21 protein-coding genes are annotated in these 22,135 nt (G+C 36.9%); 1 reads left to right on the top strand and 20 read right to left on the bottom strand.

Annotated features, from left to right (window positions below; translation table 11 throughout):
• Positions 1 to 475: 475 nt before the first annotated feature.
• From ATZ35_RS06335 to ATZ35_RS06300, 8 genes are all read right to left on the bottom strand, one after another.
• Complete coding sequence (locus ATZ35_RS06335) at positions 476 to 748, bottom strand: hypothetical protein (protein ID WP_208929995.1); 273 nt, start codon at positions 746 to 748, stop codon at positions 476 to 478.
• A gap of 87 nt (positions 749 to 835) precedes the next feature.
• Entirely contained in the window at positions 836 to 2,215 is a 1,380-nt protein-coding gene (locus ATZ35_RS06330) for a sensor histidine kinase (RefSeq protein WP_208929994.1), read from the bottom strand.
• The gene (locus ATZ35_RS06325; protein WP_208929993.1) at positions 2,212 to 2,886 is read right to left on the bottom strand and encodes a response regulator transcription factor; all 675 of its coding nucleotides are present in this window, start codon (positions 2,884 to 2,886) and stop codon (positions 2,212 to 2,214) included. Before ATZ35_RS06325 ends, ATZ35_RS06330 begins: the two co-directional genes overlap by 4 nt.
• A 102-nt stretch (positions 2,887 to 2,988) precedes the next feature.
• Positions 2,989 to 4,221, bottom strand: coding sequence for an ABC transporter permease (locus ATZ35_RS06320; protein ID WP_208929992.1), 1,233 nt, complete (start codon positions 4,219 to 4,221; stop codon positions 2,989 to 2,991).
• Positions 4,214 to 4,903, bottom strand: a complete 690-nt coding sequence (locus ATZ35_RS06315) for an ABC transporter ATP-binding protein (RefSeq protein WP_208929991.1) — start codon at positions 4,901 to 4,903, stop codon at positions 4,214 to 4,216. Before ATZ35_RS06315 ends, ATZ35_RS06320 begins: the two co-directional genes overlap by 8 nt.
• On the bottom strand, positions 4,887 to 6,089 hold the full coding sequence (locus ATZ35_RS06310; RefSeq protein WP_208929990.1) for an efflux RND transporter periplasmic adaptor subunit: 1,203 nt from the start codon (positions 6,087 to 6,089) through the stop codon (positions 4,887 to 4,889). Before ATZ35_RS06310 ends, ATZ35_RS06315 begins: the two co-directional genes overlap by 17 nt.
• Positions 6,090 to 6,393: 304 nt before the next feature.
• Positions 6,394 to 7,452: a hypothetical protein gene (locus ATZ35_RS06305; RefSeq protein ID WP_208929989.1), complete on the bottom strand. Its 1,059-nt coding sequence runs from the start codon at positions 7,450 to 7,452 to the stop codon at positions 6,394 to 6,396.
• Between the two features lie 220 nt (positions 7,453 to 7,672).
• Positions 7,673 to 8,350, bottom strand: a complete 678-nt coding sequence (locus ATZ35_RS06300; RefSeq protein WP_208929988.1) for a CPBP family intramembrane glutamic endopeptidase — start codon at positions 8,348 to 8,350, stop codon at positions 7,673 to 7,675.
• A gap of 222 nt (positions 8,351 to 8,572) precedes the next feature.
• Here ATZ35_RS06300 and ATZ35_RS06295 point away from each other — a divergent pair, with 222 nt between their 5' ends.
• Entirely contained in the window at positions 8,573 to 9,460 is an 888-nt protein-coding gene (locus ATZ35_RS06295) for a helix-turn-helix domain-containing protein (RefSeq protein ID WP_208929987.1), read from the top strand.
• A gap of 103 nt (positions 9,461 to 9,563) precedes the next feature.
• On the opposite strand, the gene ruvB is transcribed toward ATZ35_RS06295, so the two are convergent.
• From ruvB to ATZ35_RS06235, 12 genes are all read right to left on the bottom strand, one after another.
• Positions 9,564 to 10,577, bottom strand: a complete 1,014-nt coding sequence (gene ruvB / locus ATZ35_RS06290; RefSeq protein ID WP_208929986.1) for a Holliday junction branch migration DNA helicase RuvB — start codon at positions 10,575 to 10,577, stop codon at positions 9,564 to 9,566.
• A gap of 12 nt (positions 10,578 to 10,589) precedes the next feature.
• Entirely contained in the window at positions 10,590 to 11,201 is a 612-nt protein-coding gene (gene ruvA / locus ATZ35_RS06285) for a Holliday junction branch migration protein RuvA (RefSeq protein ID WP_208929985.1), read from the bottom strand.
• Between the two features lie 156 nt (positions 11,202 to 11,357).
• On the bottom strand, positions 11,358 to 13,031 hold the full coding sequence (locus tag ATZ35_RS06280) for a peptide ABC transporter substrate-binding protein (protein ID WP_208929984.1): 1,674 nt from the start codon (positions 13,029 to 13,031) through the stop codon (positions 11,358 to 11,360).
• Between the two features lie 189 nt (positions 13,032 to 13,220).
• Complete coding sequence (gene msrB / locus ATZ35_RS06275) at positions 13,221 to 13,658, bottom strand: peptide-methionine (R)-S-oxide reductase MsrB (protein WP_208929983.1); 438 nt, start codon at positions 13,656 to 13,658, stop codon at positions 13,221 to 13,223.
• 98 nt (positions 13,659 to 13,756) lie between these two features.
• Positions 13,757 to 14,251 (bottom strand): acyl-CoA thioesterase, encoded by a 495-nt coding sequence (locus ATZ35_RS06270; RefSeq protein WP_208929982.1) that lies wholly within the window; start codon positions 14,249 to 14,251, stop codon positions 13,757 to 13,759.
• A 24-nt stretch (positions 14,252 to 14,275) separates the two neighbouring features.
• Positions 14,276 to 14,836, bottom strand: a complete 561-nt coding sequence (locus ATZ35_RS06265; RefSeq protein ID WP_208929981.1) for a Maf family protein — start codon at positions 14,834 to 14,836, stop codon at positions 14,276 to 14,278.
• A gap of 25 nt (positions 14,837 to 14,861) precedes the next feature.
• On the bottom strand, positions 14,862 to 16,943 hold the full coding sequence (gene mutL / locus ATZ35_RS06260; RefSeq protein WP_208929980.1) for a DNA mismatch repair endonuclease MutL: 2,082 nt from the start codon (positions 16,941 to 16,943) through the stop codon (positions 14,862 to 14,864).
• Between the two features lie 39 nt (positions 16,944 to 16,982).
• Positions 16,983 to 19,550 (bottom strand): DNA mismatch repair protein MutS, encoded by a 2,568-nt coding sequence (mutS, locus tag ATZ35_RS06255; protein ID WP_208929979.1) that lies wholly within the window; start codon positions 19,548 to 19,550, stop codon positions 16,983 to 16,985.
• 2 nt (positions 19,551 to 19,552) lie between these two features.
• The gene (locus ATZ35_RS06250; protein WP_208929978.1) at positions 19,553 to 19,921 is read right to left on the bottom strand and encodes a YlbF/YmcA family competence regulator; all 369 of its coding nucleotides are present in this window, start codon (positions 19,919 to 19,921) and stop codon (positions 19,553 to 19,555) included.
• Between the two features lie 205 nt (positions 19,922 to 20,126).
• Positions 20,127 to 21,191 (bottom strand): WxLIP family cell surface protein, encoded by a 1,065-nt coding sequence (locus tag ATZ35_RS06245; protein WP_208929977.1) that lies wholly within the window; start codon positions 21,189 to 21,191, stop codon positions 20,127 to 20,129.
• Between the two features lie 80 nt (positions 21,192 to 21,271).
• Positions 21,272 to 21,856: a WxL domain-containing protein gene (locus tag ATZ35_RS06240; protein ID WP_208929976.1), complete on the bottom strand. Its 585-nt coding sequence runs from the start codon at positions 21,854 to 21,856 to the stop codon at positions 21,272 to 21,274.
• A complete protein-coding gene (locus tag ATZ35_RS06235; RefSeq protein ID WP_208929975.1) occupies positions 21,857 to 22,132 on the bottom strand; it encodes a hypothetical protein in 276 nt (91 codons plus the stop codon). It abuts the gene before it with no gap.
• Positions 22,133 to 22,135: the final 3 nt, after the last annotated feature.

The following is a 22,135-nucleotide window of genomic DNA, read 5'->3' as shown; positions in this document are numbered from 1 at the left end:
TTCTTCCGAAGATTAGTTTATCAGGCTAACGTGGATTTTATTTGTGCGTAATGTGGATTTTATCTGTATTACTCTTACTTCAACGAGTCCTATGCTTTGATTTATTTTTCAGATTGCACATGCGTTGACTACTTGGTTTAAACTAAAAAGAGGCAGACACAAAACTCATTGAGTTTTATGTCTGCCTCTAAATTATGGCTCTATACTTTCTAATGACTATTGTTCCTTTTAAGAAGTACCAAAATGAAATTAAAACTGCGCTAGAATTGCCTTATCCTAATGGATCGTTAGAATACTTAAATAGCCATATCAAAGTATGAAAGAGAAATGCCTACGGGTTTCGCAACTTTTATAACTTTAACTTGAGAATTACTTTATGTTTTAGCACTGTACTTTTTCAACCGAGTAAAAAATCCTAGAGGCATTTCCCTCTAGGATTCATCATAATTGATGTAATTATTTTGATTTATTCAGCTTAATCAACTGCTTGCATATCTACATCGTCTAAATCAACACCCTCAGGAAGAGCAATTTCTGAACCATCTTTCAATGTTTTGATTATCATCTTTTGTCCATCAACTTCTTCTGTACGTTCACTGACAACATCATCTTCTGATTTTTTCATTTTCTCGCCTTTTAACTCGCCTTGATTATCTGCATCTTTCTTTTCTTTGCTTCCGCATGCTGTTAATGTTGCTGCTGTAAGCATAGTTAGTAACGCCAGTAAAGTAATTTTTTTTATTTTCATACTTAAATTCCTCCTAAATGTTTTACTACATTTAGTTTACCAAAGGTACATGGAGTCTATTTGCATAGAAAGTGGATTTTATCTGTATTATTCTAATGATTTGACAATTGATGATAACTCTAACGTGAAGACCATCCCTTTTTTATTTTCCATAGGTTTAAAATTAAATGGCAACTCATTTTTTAAAGATAATTGAGAAACTATATACAACCCCAAACCCGTTCCTCCATCTTTTCTTGCGCGGGCATAGTCAGGACGGTAAAAAGGTAAAAATATTTTATCAATCTCTTCTTGTTCCAAAGGTGTACATTGATTCCCAATCACCAACATTTCAGATGTTAGAGTGACACTGACAACCCCGCTTTCTTTCGTATACTTCACTGCGTTATTCAAAAGATTGGTAATGATCCTTTTTATCTCTTCTCTATTGCTTTCAACCACTACCTCTGCCAACTTCACTTCGAAAGTCAATTTTCTTTGAATAGACATTAATTCGAAGAATGCGAGTGTTTCATTCGTTAAATCTGTCAGCGAAAAAACTTCCTTTGAAGGTTCAAATTTTTCCACACTTTCTAATTTCGAGATAAATAAAACATCCTGAACTAATTGACTTTGTGATTCTAATATTTCTTTACATACGTTCAAATAATAATCACGATCTTTAAAACGTCCTACATTCAAAATCATCCCTTCAATTATTCCTAGCATCGCCGTTATCGGGGTCTTTAACTCATGAGATGCAATTCTCATAAATTCAGACTTTGAATGCTCTACTGCATTACTTTTTTCTAATTCTAGATTCAATGATTGGATGTTTTCTAGCAACGAAAGATATAGAAATTGAATATTGTTTTCCAAATCACTAATCTCGTCTTTCCCTTTGACAACGTAGTCGACCGGCTCTTCTAAAACAACCATTTTTTTTGTTCTATTACTTATACTATGTACTCTTCTAGTTGCCCAATAGGAATAGATATACGCACCAATCCCTCCGACTAAAAAGCTCCCCCCCAGAATATACGGATAAATTTTTAGTAACGCTTCTTTTACTTCTTTGATGCTTTCGTAAAACATGCTAACCTCAATTATATATTTATCTCCTTCTGAGTCCTTTACTGTAGTTTTTATGAGAGGTTTAATGGAAGTTTGTTTAGCAATCACTAATTCACTATTGTCGTCAATCGTTTTACTTACTTCTGAAGGATAAATAATCTGTTGGTTTGAGTTCTTCATTATCCAGAATGTATCTTCTTGACTTTTTTCCTCTTGCCTCATTATCTCATGGATTCTTTCAATTGGTTGGTTTTCCACCTCATTAATGATCTTCAGAGCACTGGAGAAGGCTCTCTCCCTTTTATCATTTTCATAGACTATAGGCAAGAAGTAATAAAGCAGTCCGAAACTAAATGTAATAACAATCGCAATGACTACAGAGGTAAATAGAAATGTTTTCGTTCTTGTTTTCATTTTTCTACCTCTAACATGTACCCTATTCCTTTGATAGTTTCAATATTCAGACCTGGAATTTTTTTTCTAATATTTTTCATATGACTATCAATAACTCGATCATTAGCCGTAAACTCGTATCCCCAAACCGCTTCAATCAACTGTTCTCGAGTCACCACACGTCCTTTATTTTTGGCTAGATACTCTACAATTTGATACTCTATTCTTGTTAAAGCTACTCGTTCATTCTCTAAAAATACCATAGATGAGTCGAAATTTATGCGAACATCCCCATAAGAATCTTCTTTTTTCTCTGTCGCTGTGGGTTGCTCCGCCCTTCTTAAAACGGCTTGTACTCTTTTCACTAATATTGTTGGTGAAAATGGTTTTATCACATAATCGTCGACTTTTTGCTTGAAGCTGATCAGTTGTGTATGTTCTTGATCAATTGCAGTCAACATAATAATCGGCACATCCGATGTCTTTCTGATCCTTTCAAGCAATTCTAATCCACTGATCGTCGGCAACATAATGTCAAGAAGTATCAAATCTAACATTTCATTTTCGAATATTCCCCATGCTTCCTCACCATCTAAAGCTGAAAGCACATCATAGTCTTTCTCTTCTAAAAAATCACAAATCACTTGATTGGTCATTGTATCGTCTTCAACTACTAGTATTCTTGGCTTCATGCTACTTTTCTCCTTCAATAAATGATTTGATTATAATACACAGAGAAACTATAGTCGAACAGTCAGCACTCTGTCAACTATAGTTTTCAGTTATTCAATATATTACTCATACCTAAGCGCTTCGATCGGATCTAATTTTGATGCTTTAACAGCAGGCATTAGTCCGAAAATAATTCCGATAAGCGAACAAAAACCAATGCTTCCTACAACAGATACGATTGATACTATAAAAGGATAGTACAAGATGGATGTAACTACTTTACCAATTATTACACCTACAATAATTCCTAATATTCCACCAAAAATCGTCAGAGTGACAGACTCGACTAAAAATTGTTCTAGAATGACTTTTCTTCTCGCTCCTAATGCTTTTTTTACACCAATTTCTCTAGTACGTTCCGTGACAGAAACAAGCATAATATTCATCACACCAATGCCTCCAACTACTAAAGATATACTAGCAATACCTGCTAGTAGCAGGAAGTTAGAGCGGTTTATTTGCTCCAATTGTTTTTGCATATTTTCAGCATCTTTAACACCAAATACGTAGCCAGACTCCGGGACTAATGTATTTAATAAGCTAGCAACTCCTGGAGACTTAGTTTTCAATTGATCGGTTGTTTCTGTCTGAAATATTATTTTGGGTTCGGGATTTAATTCACTTGTAATCTTGTCCCATTGGCTAAGGGGAACAATAGATTCATTCTGTCCACCAAAGTCCATACTCATATCCCCTTCAACTAGTTCATCTTCGTAGACACCAATCACTTGAAACGGATAACCATTTATTTCTACGTATTTGCCAACACCTTTCCCTTTAGGAAAATTAGCATCATACGCTTTTTTATTCATTATAATAGATTGTTGACTTCCTGTATAATCAACTTCTGTAAATAATCGGCCTTCCACTACTTTTTTCTTATTCATTTCAAAGTAATTTTGTGTAGTTGCGGTTATCATACTGTTTGAACTTTTCTGACCTTGATAAATTTTTGTGTTTTTTTGATAGAGTGGTGCAATGTTTTTAATCCCAGTTTGCTCTTTTATGTTATTCATTTGTTCTTGAGACAATATGGGCACATAGGTTGGTTTTTTTTCATTTGAACCTTCACTTGATCCTGAGCCATTAAACCGACTTTTTTTGCCATATTCTACTTCGATTGTATTATTGTTGCCGCCGACAAATTGTCTTTTCATATTTGCCGTATTCCCTTCAATGATACTAAAAATGGCAATGATTGCAGCAATCCCGATAATAACTCCCAGCATTGTCAAAATGGAGCGCAGCTTGTGAGCCCAAATTGATTGTAAGGATAATATAATATTTTCAAGCATACGTTCTCTCCTCCACCTCATCTTTCGTTATATAACCATCTCTTAGGAAAATTTTTCTTTTCGTATAATCTGCAACTTCTTGTTCATGCGTAATGACGATAATCGTTTTCCCTTCATTATTTAATTCTGAAAATAAATCCATTATTTGCTCACTGTTCTGCGTATCTAATGCACCTGTTGGCTCGTCTGCCAATAGAAAAGCCGCATCTGTGACTAAAGCTCTCGCTACAGCCACTCTTTGTTTTTGTCCCCCTGATAATTCAGAGGGTTTAAAAGATACTCTATCTTCCAATCCTACTTTTTTCAGGGCTTCTAATGCTCGCTTTCGACGTGTCGAACGATCCACTTTAGAATAGATCAAAGGCAATTCGACATTTTGTACTGCAGTTAATTTTGGCATTAGGTTAAAGTTTTGAAAAACAAAACCGATTGTTTCATTTCTCAAATCTGCTAATTGATAATCTTTCATTTCTCCTACATTTCGATCATTTAAACGATAAATTCCCTTTGTAGGCTTGTCTAAACACCCGATAATGTTCATCAACGTAGATTTCCCTGAACCAGATGGGCCCATAATGGAAACATACTCTCCTTTTGAAATAGTCAGGTCAATTCCTTTAAGAATTTCTACTTCTTCTGAACCTTGCCAATATGATTTACGAATATCACTTAGGTTGAGCATCTTGTTTAACCTCCATCCCCTCTTTTAATTCAGGAGCTGGATAGACTATAGAATCGGTTTCTGTTAGACCTGATTTGATTTCTACAGTTCCGTCTTCCGCGTTTTCTTCACCCAATTCTACCGTTGTTTTTTCTAATTTGTTGTTTTTAGCTTTCCAAACAAAGGTCTTGTTTTTCTCTTTCATCAGATAGCCTTTAGGTAATGCAATTTTTCCAGCTTCTGGCTCTTTTGGCGCTAGTTTAACATAGACATGCTGACCAATAGATGGAGGAGTTTCTGATTTATCAACTAATACTTTGAACGGATATTTAGATGCATTTTGATTTTCATCGTCTTTCTTTTTATCGTCATCCTCAGTTGTTAAATTTCCTACTTTGGTAATTTTACCTGTCCAAAGCTTACTATTATCATTTCTATCAAAAATTTGTACCGTTTGTTCAACAGAAAATTTATCCTTGTTAAACTCATCTACTTTTCCTTCAACATACTGCACAGAAGAATCAACGACTTCCATAAATGGCGTTTCACTACCTTCCACTGCTGGTTTATTCATTTGATCTTTGTCGATTGATTTTATTACACCGTCAAATTGAGCTGTTACTGTGTTTTGAGATACTTTTTCTCGTGCTTTATCAACTAATAATTGCGCCTTGTCTGCTTCTATTTGCGCGCTAGCTACTTCTGCTTCTGCGTTAGATGCCTCCATATAAGATGTATTTAGCTCTTCTTCTTTTGTTTCTTCTTTTTTAGCATTGGCTTTTTTCTTATTGTATTCGTCCCATTTTAAATTGGCCGCTTCTCTTTTTTGAGCTACCGAGTTTACTTGATTTGTTGCGCTAAGCTCGGCATCTTTCAATTCTGTTTCATTGTCTATACTGTAATAGGAAAATAAGTTTTGTCCATTAGTTACTGTATCCCCTTCATTTACATGGAGTTCGGTTACGATGCCTCTTGTTCCATCTAATTTTATTTTACTTTTAGAATTAGGAATCACTGTTCCTGCTAATATAGCATCGGCTCCTTTTTGGGAACTCTTCATGGCATTTTTGACTGTCTTTGATACTACTGGTACTGAGGTTTCTGCATCACTTTTTTTATTGTCCTCTTTTAATAAAAAATATGCACTTCCTAAAATAATTGCTATTGTCACGATTGTTACTCCTATTTTTACTTTCTTGCTTTTCATGATCTTTCCTCCACTGGCTATTTGATGTTAATAGCTTAACAAAGTGTCCTGGATTCTATTTGTACTTAGTCTGGATTTTTTGTGGAATGCTGGATTATGTGGTCAGAAAATAATAATAATGACAAATTAGTCCGTCTAGGATAATGGTCTTCTGTATTATTTGAATTTTATGTTAATTTTTGAGAGGCAAAAAAGTTAAAAAAATATTTTTATTTCTTACTTTATTAAGAATATAAAAAGGTGCAGCATCGGCTACACCTTTTTTCGTTTCTGATTAATTTCGGAAATTTCAAGTTATAGTTTCTTACAATTTACTTTCAGTCACAGGATCTTTCACTAAGTTAGAACCCCATAAACCTGCTAGAGATGTAATAACCATACCCAGAACCATCGCTATAAAGCCCCAGATAGAAGCTTTAGAGACAGTATTTGAAGCGTCTTCTGCTGTTTGTCTTGCTTCTTTAATATTTTTATCTAAGTCTTCTTTAGCATCTTCCAGACTTGTTTTAGCATTTTCGATTTGTGTTTGTGTTTCTTTCGATGCTTTTTGTAATTCATTGTAAATGTTATCTGTTGCTTGTTGTGCTTCTTCTTGTGATAAATCTGTATTTTTTGCTACTGCATTCGCGATTGCAGGACGATCGATTGAGTCACCGATTTTTTTCGCTTTGGCTTCTAAAGAATCTGCAGTGTCTTTGAAGATTTTATCTGAGTTGTCTGGATTTTTAATGATTTCTTTTCCAGCATCTGTGATTTCGTCAGTTGCTTCTTTCATTTGATCTTTCAAATAGTCAGGTTGTAATTCCTTCACATCAGTGTCAGATAAAACTTTTTTGACTTGTCCCTGTAATTCTGTTGTATCCACTGATTGAACATTGTCAGTCACTTTATCAAACCCTTTGCTGATCGCATCAGATGTGCCTGAAGCTACAGTTTCCACAGTGCTGCCGGTTGCTGAAGCGATATTCCCAAATAGAGAACCGATCGCTGAAAATGCTCCGATTGCTGTATAAGATAGGATAGCCAATAATACCAAGACACTTGTTGCCCATGTTAGAAAACCATGAACTAAGCCTACTCTGCGTGCTGCTACCCCTGCAATAAATCCACTACAAAATAATGAAAGAACAAATGTCACCACTGTCCAAATAATAAGTCCCATTCCAACACCATCTAACGGATTATCCGATGTTGGTTTAACCATCCCAAAACCAATTGCTGAACCAATCAAACTTAAGGTAAAGAAAATCGCAAAGAAGGAAACTAATCCTGCTATAATTGCCCCCCAAGAGATATTTACCCCTGCTTCATCCTGTGTTGTTAGGTATGATACAAATCCTTTTTTTCTCGTATTCTTTTCCATAATTTCCATCCTTTCGTTTATTATTTTCACTAATTGGTACACTATCAACTATAAGAGCTTAAAATATTTTGTGCAAATGATACGATTTTTTTTCTAATCAAATACTCACTTCTCATAAAAAAAAGGATATGATTTGCATGCATAACAAAAAAATGTTATAGCCATACCTCATAATGGTATAGCTATAACACTGCTTTTTAAATATAGTAAGATTTTTATTTTAGTGTGCTAGAGTAGAGAGCATCACGCCTATAAAAATCAGCCAATCAAAAGCAATATGAATGATTGTACCAGCCCATATTGAATTTGTTTTTAATGTCGCCCACGTAAATGGAATGCGAGTCAAGCCAATCACGACCAAACATTGGAACCAATTCCAATCATACGTTGATAAATGTAACGAACCAAACATGAGACTTGTTAAGATAACAGAGCCAATAATTGCTGTTTTACGTTCAACGTTATAATTCAGTGCTAAATGAATCAATAGGATCAGCGGAATCGTGGTAATGATTTCCTCACCTGCAAGCATAAACAATGTTTTCCCTAATAATGTAAGGGCCGGTACTACTCCATGACTGAACTGACTTACGATTGGATTATCAGCAGTTGGTTGTCCAATCACCCCAGCTAAAAACTTCGCTAAAAGAGCTGTTACCCAACTTAACACATACGCAATCAATATAATTTTTACTGAGCCTTTTTTAAGCGGAGAATAAAGCTTTTTGATTCCATCCACACCATACATCAAGTACATTCCAATTAATCCCGCAACGAGAATAATACAAAAATTTAATATAAATGTTGTATGCAATAAGGAGTAAAACGCACCTCCTAATAATACTAATGAAACAATTGCTGGAACTAGTTTTACTTTTTTATCAAATAATTCTTGCATTTTTTCCACACCCTTAAGGTTATTTTCTTTTAGTATAATTTCTATCTTTAGTGCAAACAAATAATCCGCCTAGTTTATATGCCATTCATTTCTTCTGTTTAGATAATAACCATTTTTTCTTCTAACCATTGTTTTAGTCTTATATATAGGACCTAAACAGACACAACCTTTTGACTTTTTATAGAAAAAAAAGCTACACTAAGCTTGGGAGGTCATTGACAGATGAAAAATTATGGACTTACTATTCGAAAAATACGCTTAGATAAAGGCTATAGTCAAAAAGAAATCTACACTGAAATTATTACTAAGTCATATGCTATTGAATTCGAACAAGGGAAACACGATATTTCACTTTTCTTATTTACGCAGATTTTAGATCGTTTGAGGATAGATATTGATGAATTTTTTTATATTCATAACGATTATCATCTGGAGGAAGAAAATGATTATATCAACAATTTTTCCCATGCAGCCAATCGCCATGATATCAAATCACTAGAAAAAATGTATCAACTACTCCTGCATCACGTTCCACCTACAACCTTGACCCTTGTTCATCAGGCAGAACTCCGTTTAAGAATTCAGTCCCTTACCTATTTTGAAACTTATAAAAACTTTGAACATTGGCAAGGGAATCCAGAAGATATTCAGATTATTGGACATTACCTAATGAACGTACAGAGCTGGACCTTGCAAGAAATTCTCTTGTTTAGTAACAATGCTGATATGTTTAACCAAGAACAACAAATTTTCTTTTTTAAACAATTACTAAAATCCTTACCTAACTATCGAGCATATGATCGTGCAATTCCCGTCTATGCTTCATTACTCACAAACATACTCCCCACTTTATTCCGTATGCAAGAATGGGCTGAAATTTCACAAGGACTAGATTGGTTAAAACAGCTAAGCAGCGAATACACAAACAGTTTTTTCCGAATCGTTTTCATCTACTACAGCGGATTATTTGCTATCTGTCAGGAAGACAGTATAGCTGGAGAAAGAAAGGTGTTATGGGCGTTGAATACCTTAAAAATAATAGACCAAGCAGATATTGCAGCCGAGTTTGAAGCCTTCTTTCAAACAATCAACGATCGAGCAAATGAGTAACCTACCTGAACTCATTTCAGCCCATGCAATGTCTCTAACCTTGTCCTTAGAAAATAAAAACACTCAAACTACTTGTTATTTGTAGTTTGAGTATTCTCGTCTCTTATTCTTGATAATAAGATTCATAACCAAAATGTTCATAGGCTAATGCTGTTGCGATCCGTCCCCTTGGCGTTCGCTTGATAAAGCCTTTCTGGATCAAATAAGGCTCGTACATATCTTCTACTGTTTCAGTCTCTTCACTAATATTGACAGCTAATGTACTCAAACCAACAGGACCACCACCATATAATTCGATCATTGTTTTTAATAACTTTTGGTCGACGTAATCTAGCCCTTGATGATCAACCTGTAATAAGGTCAATGCTTGATCGGCAATCCCTCGATCGATTGTCCCATTCGACTGAACTTGGGCGAAATCACGTACTCGTTTTAACAGACGATTGGCGATTCGCGGGGTACCTCGAGAACGGCGAGCGATCTCAAATGCGCCTTCTTCTACGATTTCTGTTTGAAAAATGTCCGCAGAACGCAAAACGATTTCTTTCAGATCCTGTGTTTCATAATATTCCATATGGGAAATAATCCCAAAACGATCTCGCAGTGGCGCTGATAACATCCCCGCTCTAGTGGTTGCACCAATCAAGGTGAAAGGCGGCAAGGGAAAATGAACAGGATGAGCTGTTGTCCCCTGTCCTACCATGATATCTACATAGAAATCCTCCATTGCAGAATAAAGCATTTCTTCTACTACCCGAGGGAGACGATGAATTTCGTCGATAAATAAAACATCTCCTGGCTCTAATTCATTTAAAATAGCGACTAAATCTCCAGCACGCTCAATGGCTGGTCCGCTAGTGGTACGAATATTAACATGCATTTCATTGGCGATCACCATTGCCATCGTTGTTTTACCAAGTCCAGGCGGTCCATACAAAAGAGTGTGATCTAGGGCTTCTTCCCGATTGCGGGCAGCTTCGATATAGATCGTAAGCTCCTGTTTGACTTTATCTTGACCGATATATTGTTCGAGAAATTGGGGACGTAGTGACTTTTCTAAGGACTCTTCTCCCTCGCTTGTTGTTTCAGCGGAAAGTAGTCTTTCATCTTCTGTCATAGCCATTCCTCCTTAACGTTTCATCATGAATTTTAGTGCATTGCGTAAGTATTCGTCTGTTTGCAGGTTGCCTAGTTCTTCTAGTTTCGGTGTGATGCGCTTGATTTCTTTATCACTGTACCCTAATGCACTCAATGCTTCTAAAGCTTCTGTTAGCGACTGATTAGCGGATTGGTTCGTTGGTGTTTTAGCCATTGCTTCAACAGCTGCTTCTGAAGTTTCCAGTTCGCCTAATTTTCCTTTCAGGTCAAGTACCATTTGCTGCGCTGTTTTTTTACCTACACCAGGGAATTTGGTTAAATAAGCAGCATCTTCACTTTCGATTGCATTGATCAAACCACCATGATCTTCTGATGCCATGATTGCTAATCCGCTTTTAGGTCCGATTCCTGAAACGCTAATTAGTTTTAAAAAGAGTTGCTTTTCATCTAAATCACCAAAGCCGTATAATAAATGAGCATCCTCGCGAACAACTTGATGCACATAGATTTTAACTTGCTGATCGGTTTTGCCTGAATAGCGGTACGGATTGCCTACAGAAATTTGATACCCAATGCCATTTGTTTCGACTACAATATAATAAGGGCTGATAAAAGTCACCTTACCAATGATATATTCGTACATAATTTCACCTTTCTTGCTAGCGTTGCTTTTGCTTTACACGCACATACGTTTCTATTTTAGCACAAATTCAGGAAAATCAGTAGTTAGAAAAAAAGCATCTGCTTAAATAAAAAAAGCCAGTACGAATTGGTTTAAACTTCGTACTGGTTCATTTTATTATTCAGAAATATACGTCCACTTATAATCATAACGTGCGCCAGCTCCGTGAGCAATCACACCTTTGACTTTTGAACTACGCATATGCGCTTCCGCTTTTTGATAGACTGGAGCAACACCCATATCGTCCATCAATAGCTTCTCAGCATCTACCATATCTGTCCAGCGTTTTTCTGGATCTGCGGCATTTTTACTACCTGAATCTTTAACTAATTGATCATATTTTTCATTTGAGTAACGTCCTCTATTGTATGATCCACCTGTTAGGAAAAGATCAGTAAAACTACTTGGATCGGCATAATCAGCACCCCAACCGCCCATGATCACTTCAAATTCGCCATTTTTACCACGATCTAAACGAACCGTAAACGGTACATTTGTAACGGTCACATCTACGCCATCAAGCGTTTCTTTCACTGCTCCTTGTATATATTCCAATACTTTTTTAGTAGAATCAGTATCGTCACCCACGATATCAAACTTGAATGAATCGATTCCTAATTCCTTTTTCGCTTTTTCCCAGTATTCTTTCGCTTTTTTAGTATCATGTGTCAATACGTTTTTATTTTCGTCAGCAAAATCCTTATTGCCTTCTGGTGAAAATGACATGCCTGCTGGCACAAGACCAGTCGAAGCAATCGAACCGTCTCCTAAGATTCGATCAACTAGCGCATCACGATCGATCGAATAAGAGATTGCTTTACGTAGATTCGCATTGTGGTAAGGTGATTTTTCATCTCTTTGGTTAAATTCAAGATAAGAAGTACGCGCATCTTTTTCAATCACAAGTTCTGGATCATCGGCCATTTGTTTCGCTAATTCACCACTTAAAATCACATCATCTACTTGTCCGTCTTGGAACAGATTCAACGATGTTGGTGCTTCTTTCACTACTTTGACTTCGATCTTATCTAACTGAACAGTCTCTTTATCCCAATATTGGTCGTTCTTTGTATAAGACCACTCCGTATCCGTTCCAGCTCCATCAAAATCAGTCAATGTAAATGGTCCATTGTAGACAGACGCTTCACTTGTTGCGGCATAATCTTTGCCTTTTTCATCTACGATTTTCTTATTTTGCGGGAAAAATGATGGAAATGCTAATAGATAATCAAAATAAGGTGTTTCTTGCTCTAATGTTACTTCTAATTCGTAATCACTGACTGCTTTGATTCCTAATTCATCTAATGGCTTTTTACCGTCTGAAACATCCGCTCCGTTTTTAACTAAGGCAAACATGTAAGCATATTCAGCTGCTGTTTTAGGATCTGCTGTCCGCTGCCAGCCATAAACGTAGTCTGCGGCTACAACAGGATCGCCGTTTGACCATTTAGCATCTTCTCTTAGCTTGAAGGTATAGGTTAAGCCATCGTCGCTTTTTTTCGCCATTTCAGCCGCACCTGCAGCATGTGGTTTGCTTTTCGCATCTAATCGGTACAAGCCTTCATAAATATTATTAAAGGCTGAAAAACTGATGGTATTTGTTCCTAATGATAAATCTGCTGTTGGCATTTCTTGTTGCACGACTAATCGAAAAAGCTGTTCCCCACTCGCTTTTTTGCTGTCGCTGCTACTATCTGTCGAATCAGTCTTGCTGCCGCCACCACAAGCTGCTAATACCAATGTAGACAACAGCATAACACTGATTAACTTCGTCATATTTTTCTTTTTCATTTTTTTCTCCTTAATAAGCAATAATTTTCTTTCTGAATTTTAATTTTCTGAATATTCTTATAATACTAGATGTATTCAAAAAATGCAACCTTTTTTATACATTCTAAAAATAACACTTACTTTAAAGTTGAGTGGACAATAAAAAAAGCCTATCTAAACAGATTTCACCTGTTTAGATAGGCTTTATCATTATTTAAATAAGGGTTTATATTCCCCATAGCCTTCTTTTTCTAGGTCTGCTACTGGAATAAACCGCAACGCTGCCGCATTGATACAATAACGTAAACCACCTTGATCTGTAGGTCCATCTGTAAAGACGTGTCCTAGGTGAGAGTCTGCTTCTTTACTGCGCACTTCAACTCGATGCATGCCTAAAGAAAAATCGCTATGCTCTACTACATCTTGTTTTTCAATTGGTTTCGTAAATGCTGGCCAACCGCACCCTGCATCATATTTATCCGTTGAGCTAAAGAGAGGTTCGCCACTAACGATATCGACATAAATGCCCTCTTGATAGAAATCGTCATATTTACCAGTGAAAGGTCGCTCTGTTGCATTTTCTTGGGTCACTGCATATTCGATATCAGATAACTTCTCTTTCAACTCTTCTTTTGATGGTTTTTCCATGACAAATCACACCCTTACTTTTTTAGTTAGTCTTATCATAGCATCATTGCGAAAAAAACACTCATTTTCTGTTTAGAAAATGAGTGTTACTGCCTTAATCAATTCCAAGGGATAGTCAAATCGACATTTTGGGCAAGATCAAGACTTTCTTGTCGTTTTGCTTGTCTAACTTGTTTTCTCGCTTCGTAACCTTGACAGATAAATTGTTCTTCTTTTGTCTCAGGTTCGATCTCTTCAGGTAGACTGCTTCCTTTAGGTACAACGAAAGTCATAAAGCAAGTGCCTGCTAAATAACGTTCACCCGTAAATAAATCTTCCCCAATCACTTTAGCAAATATTTCCATCGAACGTGTGCCGACACCAGACACATACGCATCGATACAGACAGAGTGGCTAGCTTTTAACGGTGCTAGAAAGTCTAGGTGATCCACAGAAGCGGTCACGATTGCGGCTCTTGACACTCGAACAGCAGCGATGCCAGCCGTTTCATCTAACCACGCCATCAATTGACCGCCAAATAAGGTTTTATGAAAATTCAAATGAGGATAGGTGATCATATGTGTTTGGATCGCTCTTGTTTGTGAACATTTCATTGATTTTTTCCTTCTTTCCTTGTTCTAGCACTGATCAAAAGACGGCAGCATACGATAAAGGGTAGCAATTGGAAGGCCCATGATCGAATAGTAATCCCCTTGAATACTTTTTACCAGCAGAGCTCCTTGTTCTTGGATTCCATATGCACCAGCTTTGTCTTCATACTCTTTTGTATCTAAATAACGATTGATTTCTTCATCTGTCAAATCATAAAATTCAACTGTTGCTGGAACCGTTGCAGAAGATTCTTGATCATCTTTCATCAAGACAACACTGGTATACACTTTATGTGTTCTACCACTCAGTTGTCTCAACATCCGAAAGCCATCTTCTCTAGAAGCGGGTTTTCCCAATATTTCATTATCGATCGTGACGATCGTATCAGAACCAATCACTAGATCATTTGGATACTGTTTTGCTATATGAGCTGCTTTTTGCGCCGCCATCGTCAAAACATAATCCATTGGCGTAAAATAACTTTTTACATCTTCATCAATATCAGCCGGTACTACTTCAAAATCAGAAATGATGCGACTTAATAATTCACGTCTACGCGGCGATTGAGAAGCCAGGATAACTTTCATTAGGATAGAACCTTCTTCCTTAGTTTTAATGTGGATCTTGAATTCGTTTAAACATTTTTTCCATATCTGAGTTAGTAAAGTGGATCAAAACAGGTCGTCCATGAGGGCAATTGAACGGATTTTCACACGTTTCTAAATCCTTCAGCAACACTCGAGCCTGTTGTTCATTCAGATAATGATTGGCTTTGATCGACCGTTTACAGCTCATCATAATTGCAGTGGCTTCACGGAATTTTTTCACGCTAACAGATCCAGTTGTTAAAAACATGTCAATCATTTCCCGAATAATCGATTCTTCTTCTCCTGCTGGATACCACGTTGGATGAGATCGAACAATGAAACTGTTTTGACCGAAATCCTCTAAGTGAATCCCGACTTCTGCCAATATTTCTTTTTGTTCTTTGATCTTTAACGCATCACTATTAGGATAATCAATCACGATCGGTACCAATAATTCTTGTAAATCATTGGTAACTTCACCGATTTTTTCTCTAAAATACTCATATTTGATTCGCTCTTGAGCGGCGTGTTGGTCAATGATATACAGGCCGTCTTTACTTTGAGCAAATAAGTATGTGCCATGCATTTGACCAAAATATTCTAGTTCTGGAAAACGTTCTTTAGGACGTTCATCTGATAACTTATTCAGCATTTTATTTAAGTCATTTTTAGCCCCTGTCTCTGAAAAATCAAACTCTGGATGATGGCTCAATTCTTCTTCATAGACTTGTTCATCTACGCTTGCTGCTTCCGCACTTGTTGAAACAGTCTCCTCTGATGTCTGGGATAGCTCTTGCTGATCACTATCAGAAACGGACGCTTGCTCCTCAGGTGAACTAAATGCGTAGGCCAACAAAGCCTCTCGCTCAGAGTCTTCTTTCGTTTGTGGTTCAGGTGTTTGTGCCCAACTGTTGACTGGTTTTTGTGTTGAAAATTCTGCCGTTGTCTCTTTAACAAAGAAATTACCGCTAGCTGCATCATACCCTAAACTACTAGGTTTCCGATTCGGTTTAGCCGGTGCTTCTGGTTCTGTTAGAGGAATTTCCATTTGTTCGACCTTTGGCTGCAGTTCAACTTTCTTTTTAAAACGCAAATTGTCTGCCGCATTGGGAATCAGTTGCTCATGACTCAAGACTTCACGAATCGCAGTACTGATCAAGGTCATCAGCTCTTTTTCCTTACTTAAACGAACTTCTTGCTTGGTTGGATGAACATTGACATCGACTAACAGCGGATCCATCTCGATCTCTATTACCGCTAATGGGAAACGTCCTACCATCAATTTAGATCCATAACCATCAACAATTGCTTTATTCAAAGCAAAGTTTTTGATGTAGCGGCCATTAATGATCGTCGATAAATAGTTACGACTCGCTCTAGTAACTTCTGGTAAAGAAACATACCCCGTCAATTTAAAGTCTAAATCTTCCGCTTCGATTTTCAGCATTTTTTTAGCCGTACTAATGCCATAGATACCTGCGATTGTTTGTTTTAAATCACCATTGCCCGCTGTATTCATCATCTTATTGCCGTCATGTACTAAACGAAACGCAATCTTTGGATGGCTTAACGCCAATCGATTGACGATATCGCCGACATTGGCTAATTCGGTTTGGATTGTTTTAACATATTTTAAACGTGCAGGCGTATTGAAAAACAGGTTTGAAACGGTGATTTTTGTGCCTTTTCTTAGAGCTGCTGGACGATGTTTTTCGATCGTTCCGCCTTTCATTTGTACAAGGCTACCTTCTTCTTCATCTGAGACAGCCGTTTCAACGCTGATTTCTGATACAGAAGCAATACTGGGCAAGGCTTCACCGCGAAAGCCTAAGCTACGGATCCGAAATAGGTCATCTCGGGTATGAATTTTACTTGTTGCATGTCGTTTAAAGGCATTTAAGATGTCCTCTTTGGCGATTCCTTCACCATTATCAATGACTTGAATCGTCTTCAATCCAGCTTCCTCAATGAAAATGTCAATTTGCGTACTGCCAGCATCAATGGCGTTTTCAACAAGTTCTTTAACTACAGATGCAGGACGTTCTACTACTTCACCCGCAGCAATCTGATTGGCAAGCTGTTCAGATAGTTCTTGGATTTTTCCCATTTAGGATCATCTCCTTGTTCCATTTTTCCACTCTGGAATTTAGATTCTTTTTTGTAGTTCGTGTAATTTATTTAAAGCGTCCATTGGTGTCATCTCTAATAAGTTGATTTTCTTTAAGGTATCGATCACACCTAATTCATCAGTGGATACTTCTTTAAAGAGGGATAATTGTTCGGTATCTTCTTTGATTTCATCTTTATATTCAATTTGTTTTAGCGGTTGTTCTTCTGATTCTAAAGCAGAAAGGATCGTTGCTGCACGTTCTAATAAATCGCTTGGTAATCCGGCGATTTTCGCTACATGGATCCCATAACTTTTATCTGCTGGACCTTCCATCATTTTATGTAGGAAGACAACCTCGCCATTTTTTTCTACAGCTCCAACATGAATATTTTTTAATCCGGTTAGGTTTTCATCTAACACGGTTAGTTCATGATAGTGAGTAGAGAACAGTGTTTTGGCTTTGACTTCTCGGTGGATATATTCGATGATTGCTTGTGCTAATGCCATGCCATCATAAGTTGCCGTCCCACGTCCCAACTCATCGAATAAAATCAAACTATTTGGTGTCGCGTGACGCAACGCTTGGTTGGCTTCCATCATTTCCACCATAAAGGTACTTTGACCTGCAATTAAGTCATCTGATGCGCCAATTCTGGTAAATATTTGGTCAAAAATCGGTAACTCAGCCGATTCAGCTGGTACAAAACAACCAATTTGAGCCATCACTACGGTTAACGCAAGTTGACGCATATAGGTACTTTTACCGGACATATTCGGTCCAGTGATCAATAGAATGATATCTTCTTTACTCATATGCACACTATTTGGAATATATTCTTGGTGACCTAAAACCTTCTCCACAACAGGGTGACGCCCTTCCACAATATGCAATTCTTTGCTATTGCTTTTTAAAGTTGGGCGCACATATTGGTAGCGTTCACTGACGGTAGCAAAGGCTTGTAACACGTCAACAGCACTGATCGTTTTCGCTAATTTTTGCAGACGTTCGATGTTCGCTTTGACTTGTTCCCGAACTTCTAGAAATAGTTGATATTCTAGATCAACTGACTTTTCTTCTGCTTCTAAGATCAACGTTTCCATCTCTTTTAGTTCTGGTGTAATAAAGCGCTCTGCATTTGCTAAGGTTTGCTTGCGCTCGTATTTGCCTTCTGCTAAGTTAGCTAAGTTGGATTTTGTAACTTCAATATAATAACCAAACACCCGATTAAACCCGACTTTTAAGGTCTTGATACCTGTTTCTTGGCGTTCTTTGGCTTCTAATTCAGCTAGCCATTGTTTGCCATGACGCATCGCATCGCGGTATTCATCTAATTTTTCATTGTAATTATCTTTAATGATATTTCCTTCAGTAATCGCAAGTGGTGCTTCTTCATTGATTGCTTGACTGATCAGTTCAACAACATCCTCAGCTGGGTTCAAATCAAGTAACAGATCATTCCATTCGCCTTGGTTGATGCCAACAATCAATTCACGAACCAATGGAACTTGTTCTAAGGATGTCTTCAGTTGAATCAAGTCACGACCATTTACATTTCCAAAAGCAACACGACCAGCTAAGCGTTCTAAATCGTAAACTTTCGTTAGTGTCGATTGTAGATCAACTCGTTCAAAATAGGCATTTAACAAGGATTGAACCATTTCTTGTCGGCTTTGGATTAGTTTTTCTTGGATCAAGGGACGGTCTAGCCACTGTTTTAATAAACGTCCGCCCATCGCGGTTTTGGTCTCATCTAACAACCATAATAATGTGCCTTTTTTTAAGCCAGTACGAATTGACTGTGTTAATTCCAAGTTAAATTTGGAATAGTGGTCCATTTTTAAAAAATGGTCTGGTTGGTATTCAACCGCTTTTTGAATATGCGCTAGCCCACGTTTTTGCGTCACTGATAAATAGGTAAGTAGTTTCCCTGTTACATCCACTTCTAGCGGATGAGTTAATTCACTAGTTAAAAAACTAAATTCCGCATTTTCTTCTGCTTGCAGTTGTTCAGAAAAAATAATATTCAACCGGTCTTTTAATGTTTGCTTCAATGTTTCAGATAACGCACTGCCTAACACGATTTCTTTAGTTTGTAGTGCAGAGGCTTCGTTGATTACACCGTCTTCATCGCTTAATACAGCAGTCTTTAGTTCTCCTGTACTTAAATCGACGTAAGCTAAACCGAAGCTACCGTTATCTTCAACGATAGCAGTCAAATAGTTATTGTCTTTGGCATCCAGGCCTTTACTAGTCATCACCGTTCCTGGTGTGATCAGCTGTACAACTTCTCTTTTGACCATTCCTTTGGTTGTTTTCGGATCTTCAACTTGCTCGCAAATTGCGACTTTATAGCCTTTTTCTATCAATGTATCGATATAGCCTTGAGCCGCATGATGGGGAATCCCACACATCGGAATTGGGTCATCCGCGTTACGATTACGGCTGGTTAAAGTTAATTCTAATAACTGTGATGCATTCACTGCGTCCTCATAAAACATTTCATAAAAGTCACCTAATCGGTAAAATAGAAACGCATCTTGATATTGTTCTTTGATTGCTAAGTATTGTTCCATCATTGGTGTGTTTTTGGTTTTTTGAGGCATTGTTACCCTTCCTTCTCTAATTCTTCATTGATTCTATACTGGATCATGTCTGTGACATGTTGTAAAAGGTCATTAGCTTCCATCAGTTGTTCTCTATAGGCCACAACTAAAGGATGTTCATCAAATTCTTTTGTTAGCTCATCTGCGCGCTTGATGGCAGCTTTTTCAGCTTCTGGTTTATCATAATGTGCAAATTGAACAGCATCTTTTTGTGCTGCCTTGATTTGTTCCACTAGATCTGTGAGTTTCTCATTTTTTTGAACTTTTGCTTCTAGTTCTTTATAACGTTGAATCAATTCGTCTTCACCGATCAGTGCTAATAATTTCGTTAATTCTTCGTTGGTTTTTTTATCTGTAATGGATGGCTCCATGATTTCACAACCTTTATTCTGAATCAGATTTTGTTTCAAATTGAGTCTACTTATTTTAACATAATTACAGCAAAATCAACAGTTTGCGAAAAATTAAACCGTATTCCTTCATTTATTAAGCTACGTAAAACAAGCGAAACTACACGAAAAAAGAGGCAACCTTTTTTCAGGTTCCTCTTTTTTTAAAATAACGCTGTTTGCAAATTTAGTTTTGTTCTTCATTTTTCTTTAATTCTGCTATTTTTTCTTCTAATTGTTTGATTTTTTGTTGTCTTTTTCTATATAAAATCAATCCAATTATCAATAAAATAAAAATGATAAACACTACTAGATAAAGTAGATAATGTTGTTTTTCTTGATGGATATAGGCTTGGTCATTCAGTTTTTCAGCTTCTTTGGCTTTGATCTCAAACTCTTTTTCAAAATCCCAAACTTGTCCTTTCGATTCTGCATGAACAGTTAAAAGGTACTTCCCTGGCTTAAATTTGGTTTCCTGTAAGCTTACGGGGTAGTTGAATACAGAATTAGGAGCCATTTGCAACTCACTTTTTTTTGCTTCATAAAGAACTGTATCCGTATTTTTCTTTCTAATGTTGACATTCACATTCAACCGATTTAAATAAGCGGCTTTATCATTAGTTAAATGGGCAAAAACTGTATTTCGATTATTGACTTGACCTAAACTAACTTTAGTTAAATCTAAGTCAGGCTTGACCTCTTTGTCTCCATGCAATACTAATGCGATCACATAGCCAAATTGGTTTTTGATTGCTACATCTGCTGAGGATTCTTTCGGTTTTTCAGTATTTTCACTAGTAAAAATAATCCCACCTGATAAAATACCCGAAAAGTCTGTTTGAGGCATCGTAATAGTGTATTCAACATCTTTTGATTCATGAGGTGCTAGTGTCATTTTTGCTGTATTTGTTTTAACGAACTTACTTAAATCATGAGGCAAATCGATTGATTCGTTTTGATCACTATTGATGTATTCTACTATTCCGTTGGTATTCGTCGTAGCTGTTTTGATTTTAGTATTAATTGTTTGTGCTTGATCTGATCGATTGGTTACTTTTACCATTATTGTCTGCTTTTCTTCTGGGTTCAAACGTAAATCAAAATATGTTTTTGTTTTATCTACTTGTTTGACTGATGGAATCGCCTTGACTTCATAATCTGCGTCTTGTGCCCAACTATTTGATGTCCCTACCAAACATCCAAATGTAAAAAACACCAATGGTACTATCACTTTAAGCAGTCGTTTTAACATGTAAATCCCTCCATTTTTTGTTGCTATGTATGTGTATGGAGCGGCAATTTCCCTATACCGCTCCACCCCTCGTTTTTTTATTACTTATTTGCTGGTTGGTCTAATAATGTCCAAGTCAATGACGTTTCGTATTGTTTTGCAACTTTTACCGTTTCGCCTGGAACAGATAATGTTGCTGCATCTTTAGCAAAGTTTTCGATTGTTACACCGTTACCTAAACCTGCTGCTGCCTCTAAAATCGTGGCACTTGAACCATCTGTATTTAGTGTAATCTCTGTTTTGGCAGTGGCTGAACCTGTTGATTGATCAGAGATCGTTGGTGTTTTTAATGTGATTTGAGCACTCATCAATTCTTTTTTATCTGCTTTGAATTGACCATTCTGTGCTACTTGAACTGTCCAACCAGTTTCTGTTCCGCGGATATCTTGAACAGTAGTCATTGTTTCAGTTTTATTTGTGTAGACTTCGTCTTTGGCAGAAATTGGATTGGAACCAAAATCAAAATCAGCAACATTCACTAATGTTAGTGCACCTTCTGTTGGTGTCGTAAAGCCGATATCACTTGTTGACTCGTGATTGTCGATTTCTTCTGCATGCACGACCATACTTGTACTAAAAATCATTGATAGTGCGGCAATTCCTACTAAAATTTTGTTTGTTTTCATTTAAATTCTCTCCTCATTCGTTAAAATTCTATATGATATCATTCCTGTTATAATTAACAGAATGGATATTCCACTAAGTACTATCATTTTGTTCGACGCGTTTTCTCCCGTATAGGGGAAAACCTTCGTATCTCGCTGTTCTTTTTTCTCTGTTTTATAAAAGCTAACAGTTGCCTGACCATCTTCTGCAGCGTAACTTGATTGCATCTCAAGCAAGTAAACAAAGCAAGTACTGATGGCAATTACTTGGAGCCATGTTCTTTTTTTATTTTTCACGGT

The organism is Enterococcus rotai, from assembly GCF_001465345.1.
Taxonomy (GTDB): domain Bacteria; phylum Bacillota; class Bacilli; order Lactobacillales; family Enterococcaceae; genus Enterococcus_L; species Enterococcus_L rotai.
Note: the sequence above shows the minus strand (reverse complement) of the source record. Positions and strands in the feature narration are given on the sequence as shown.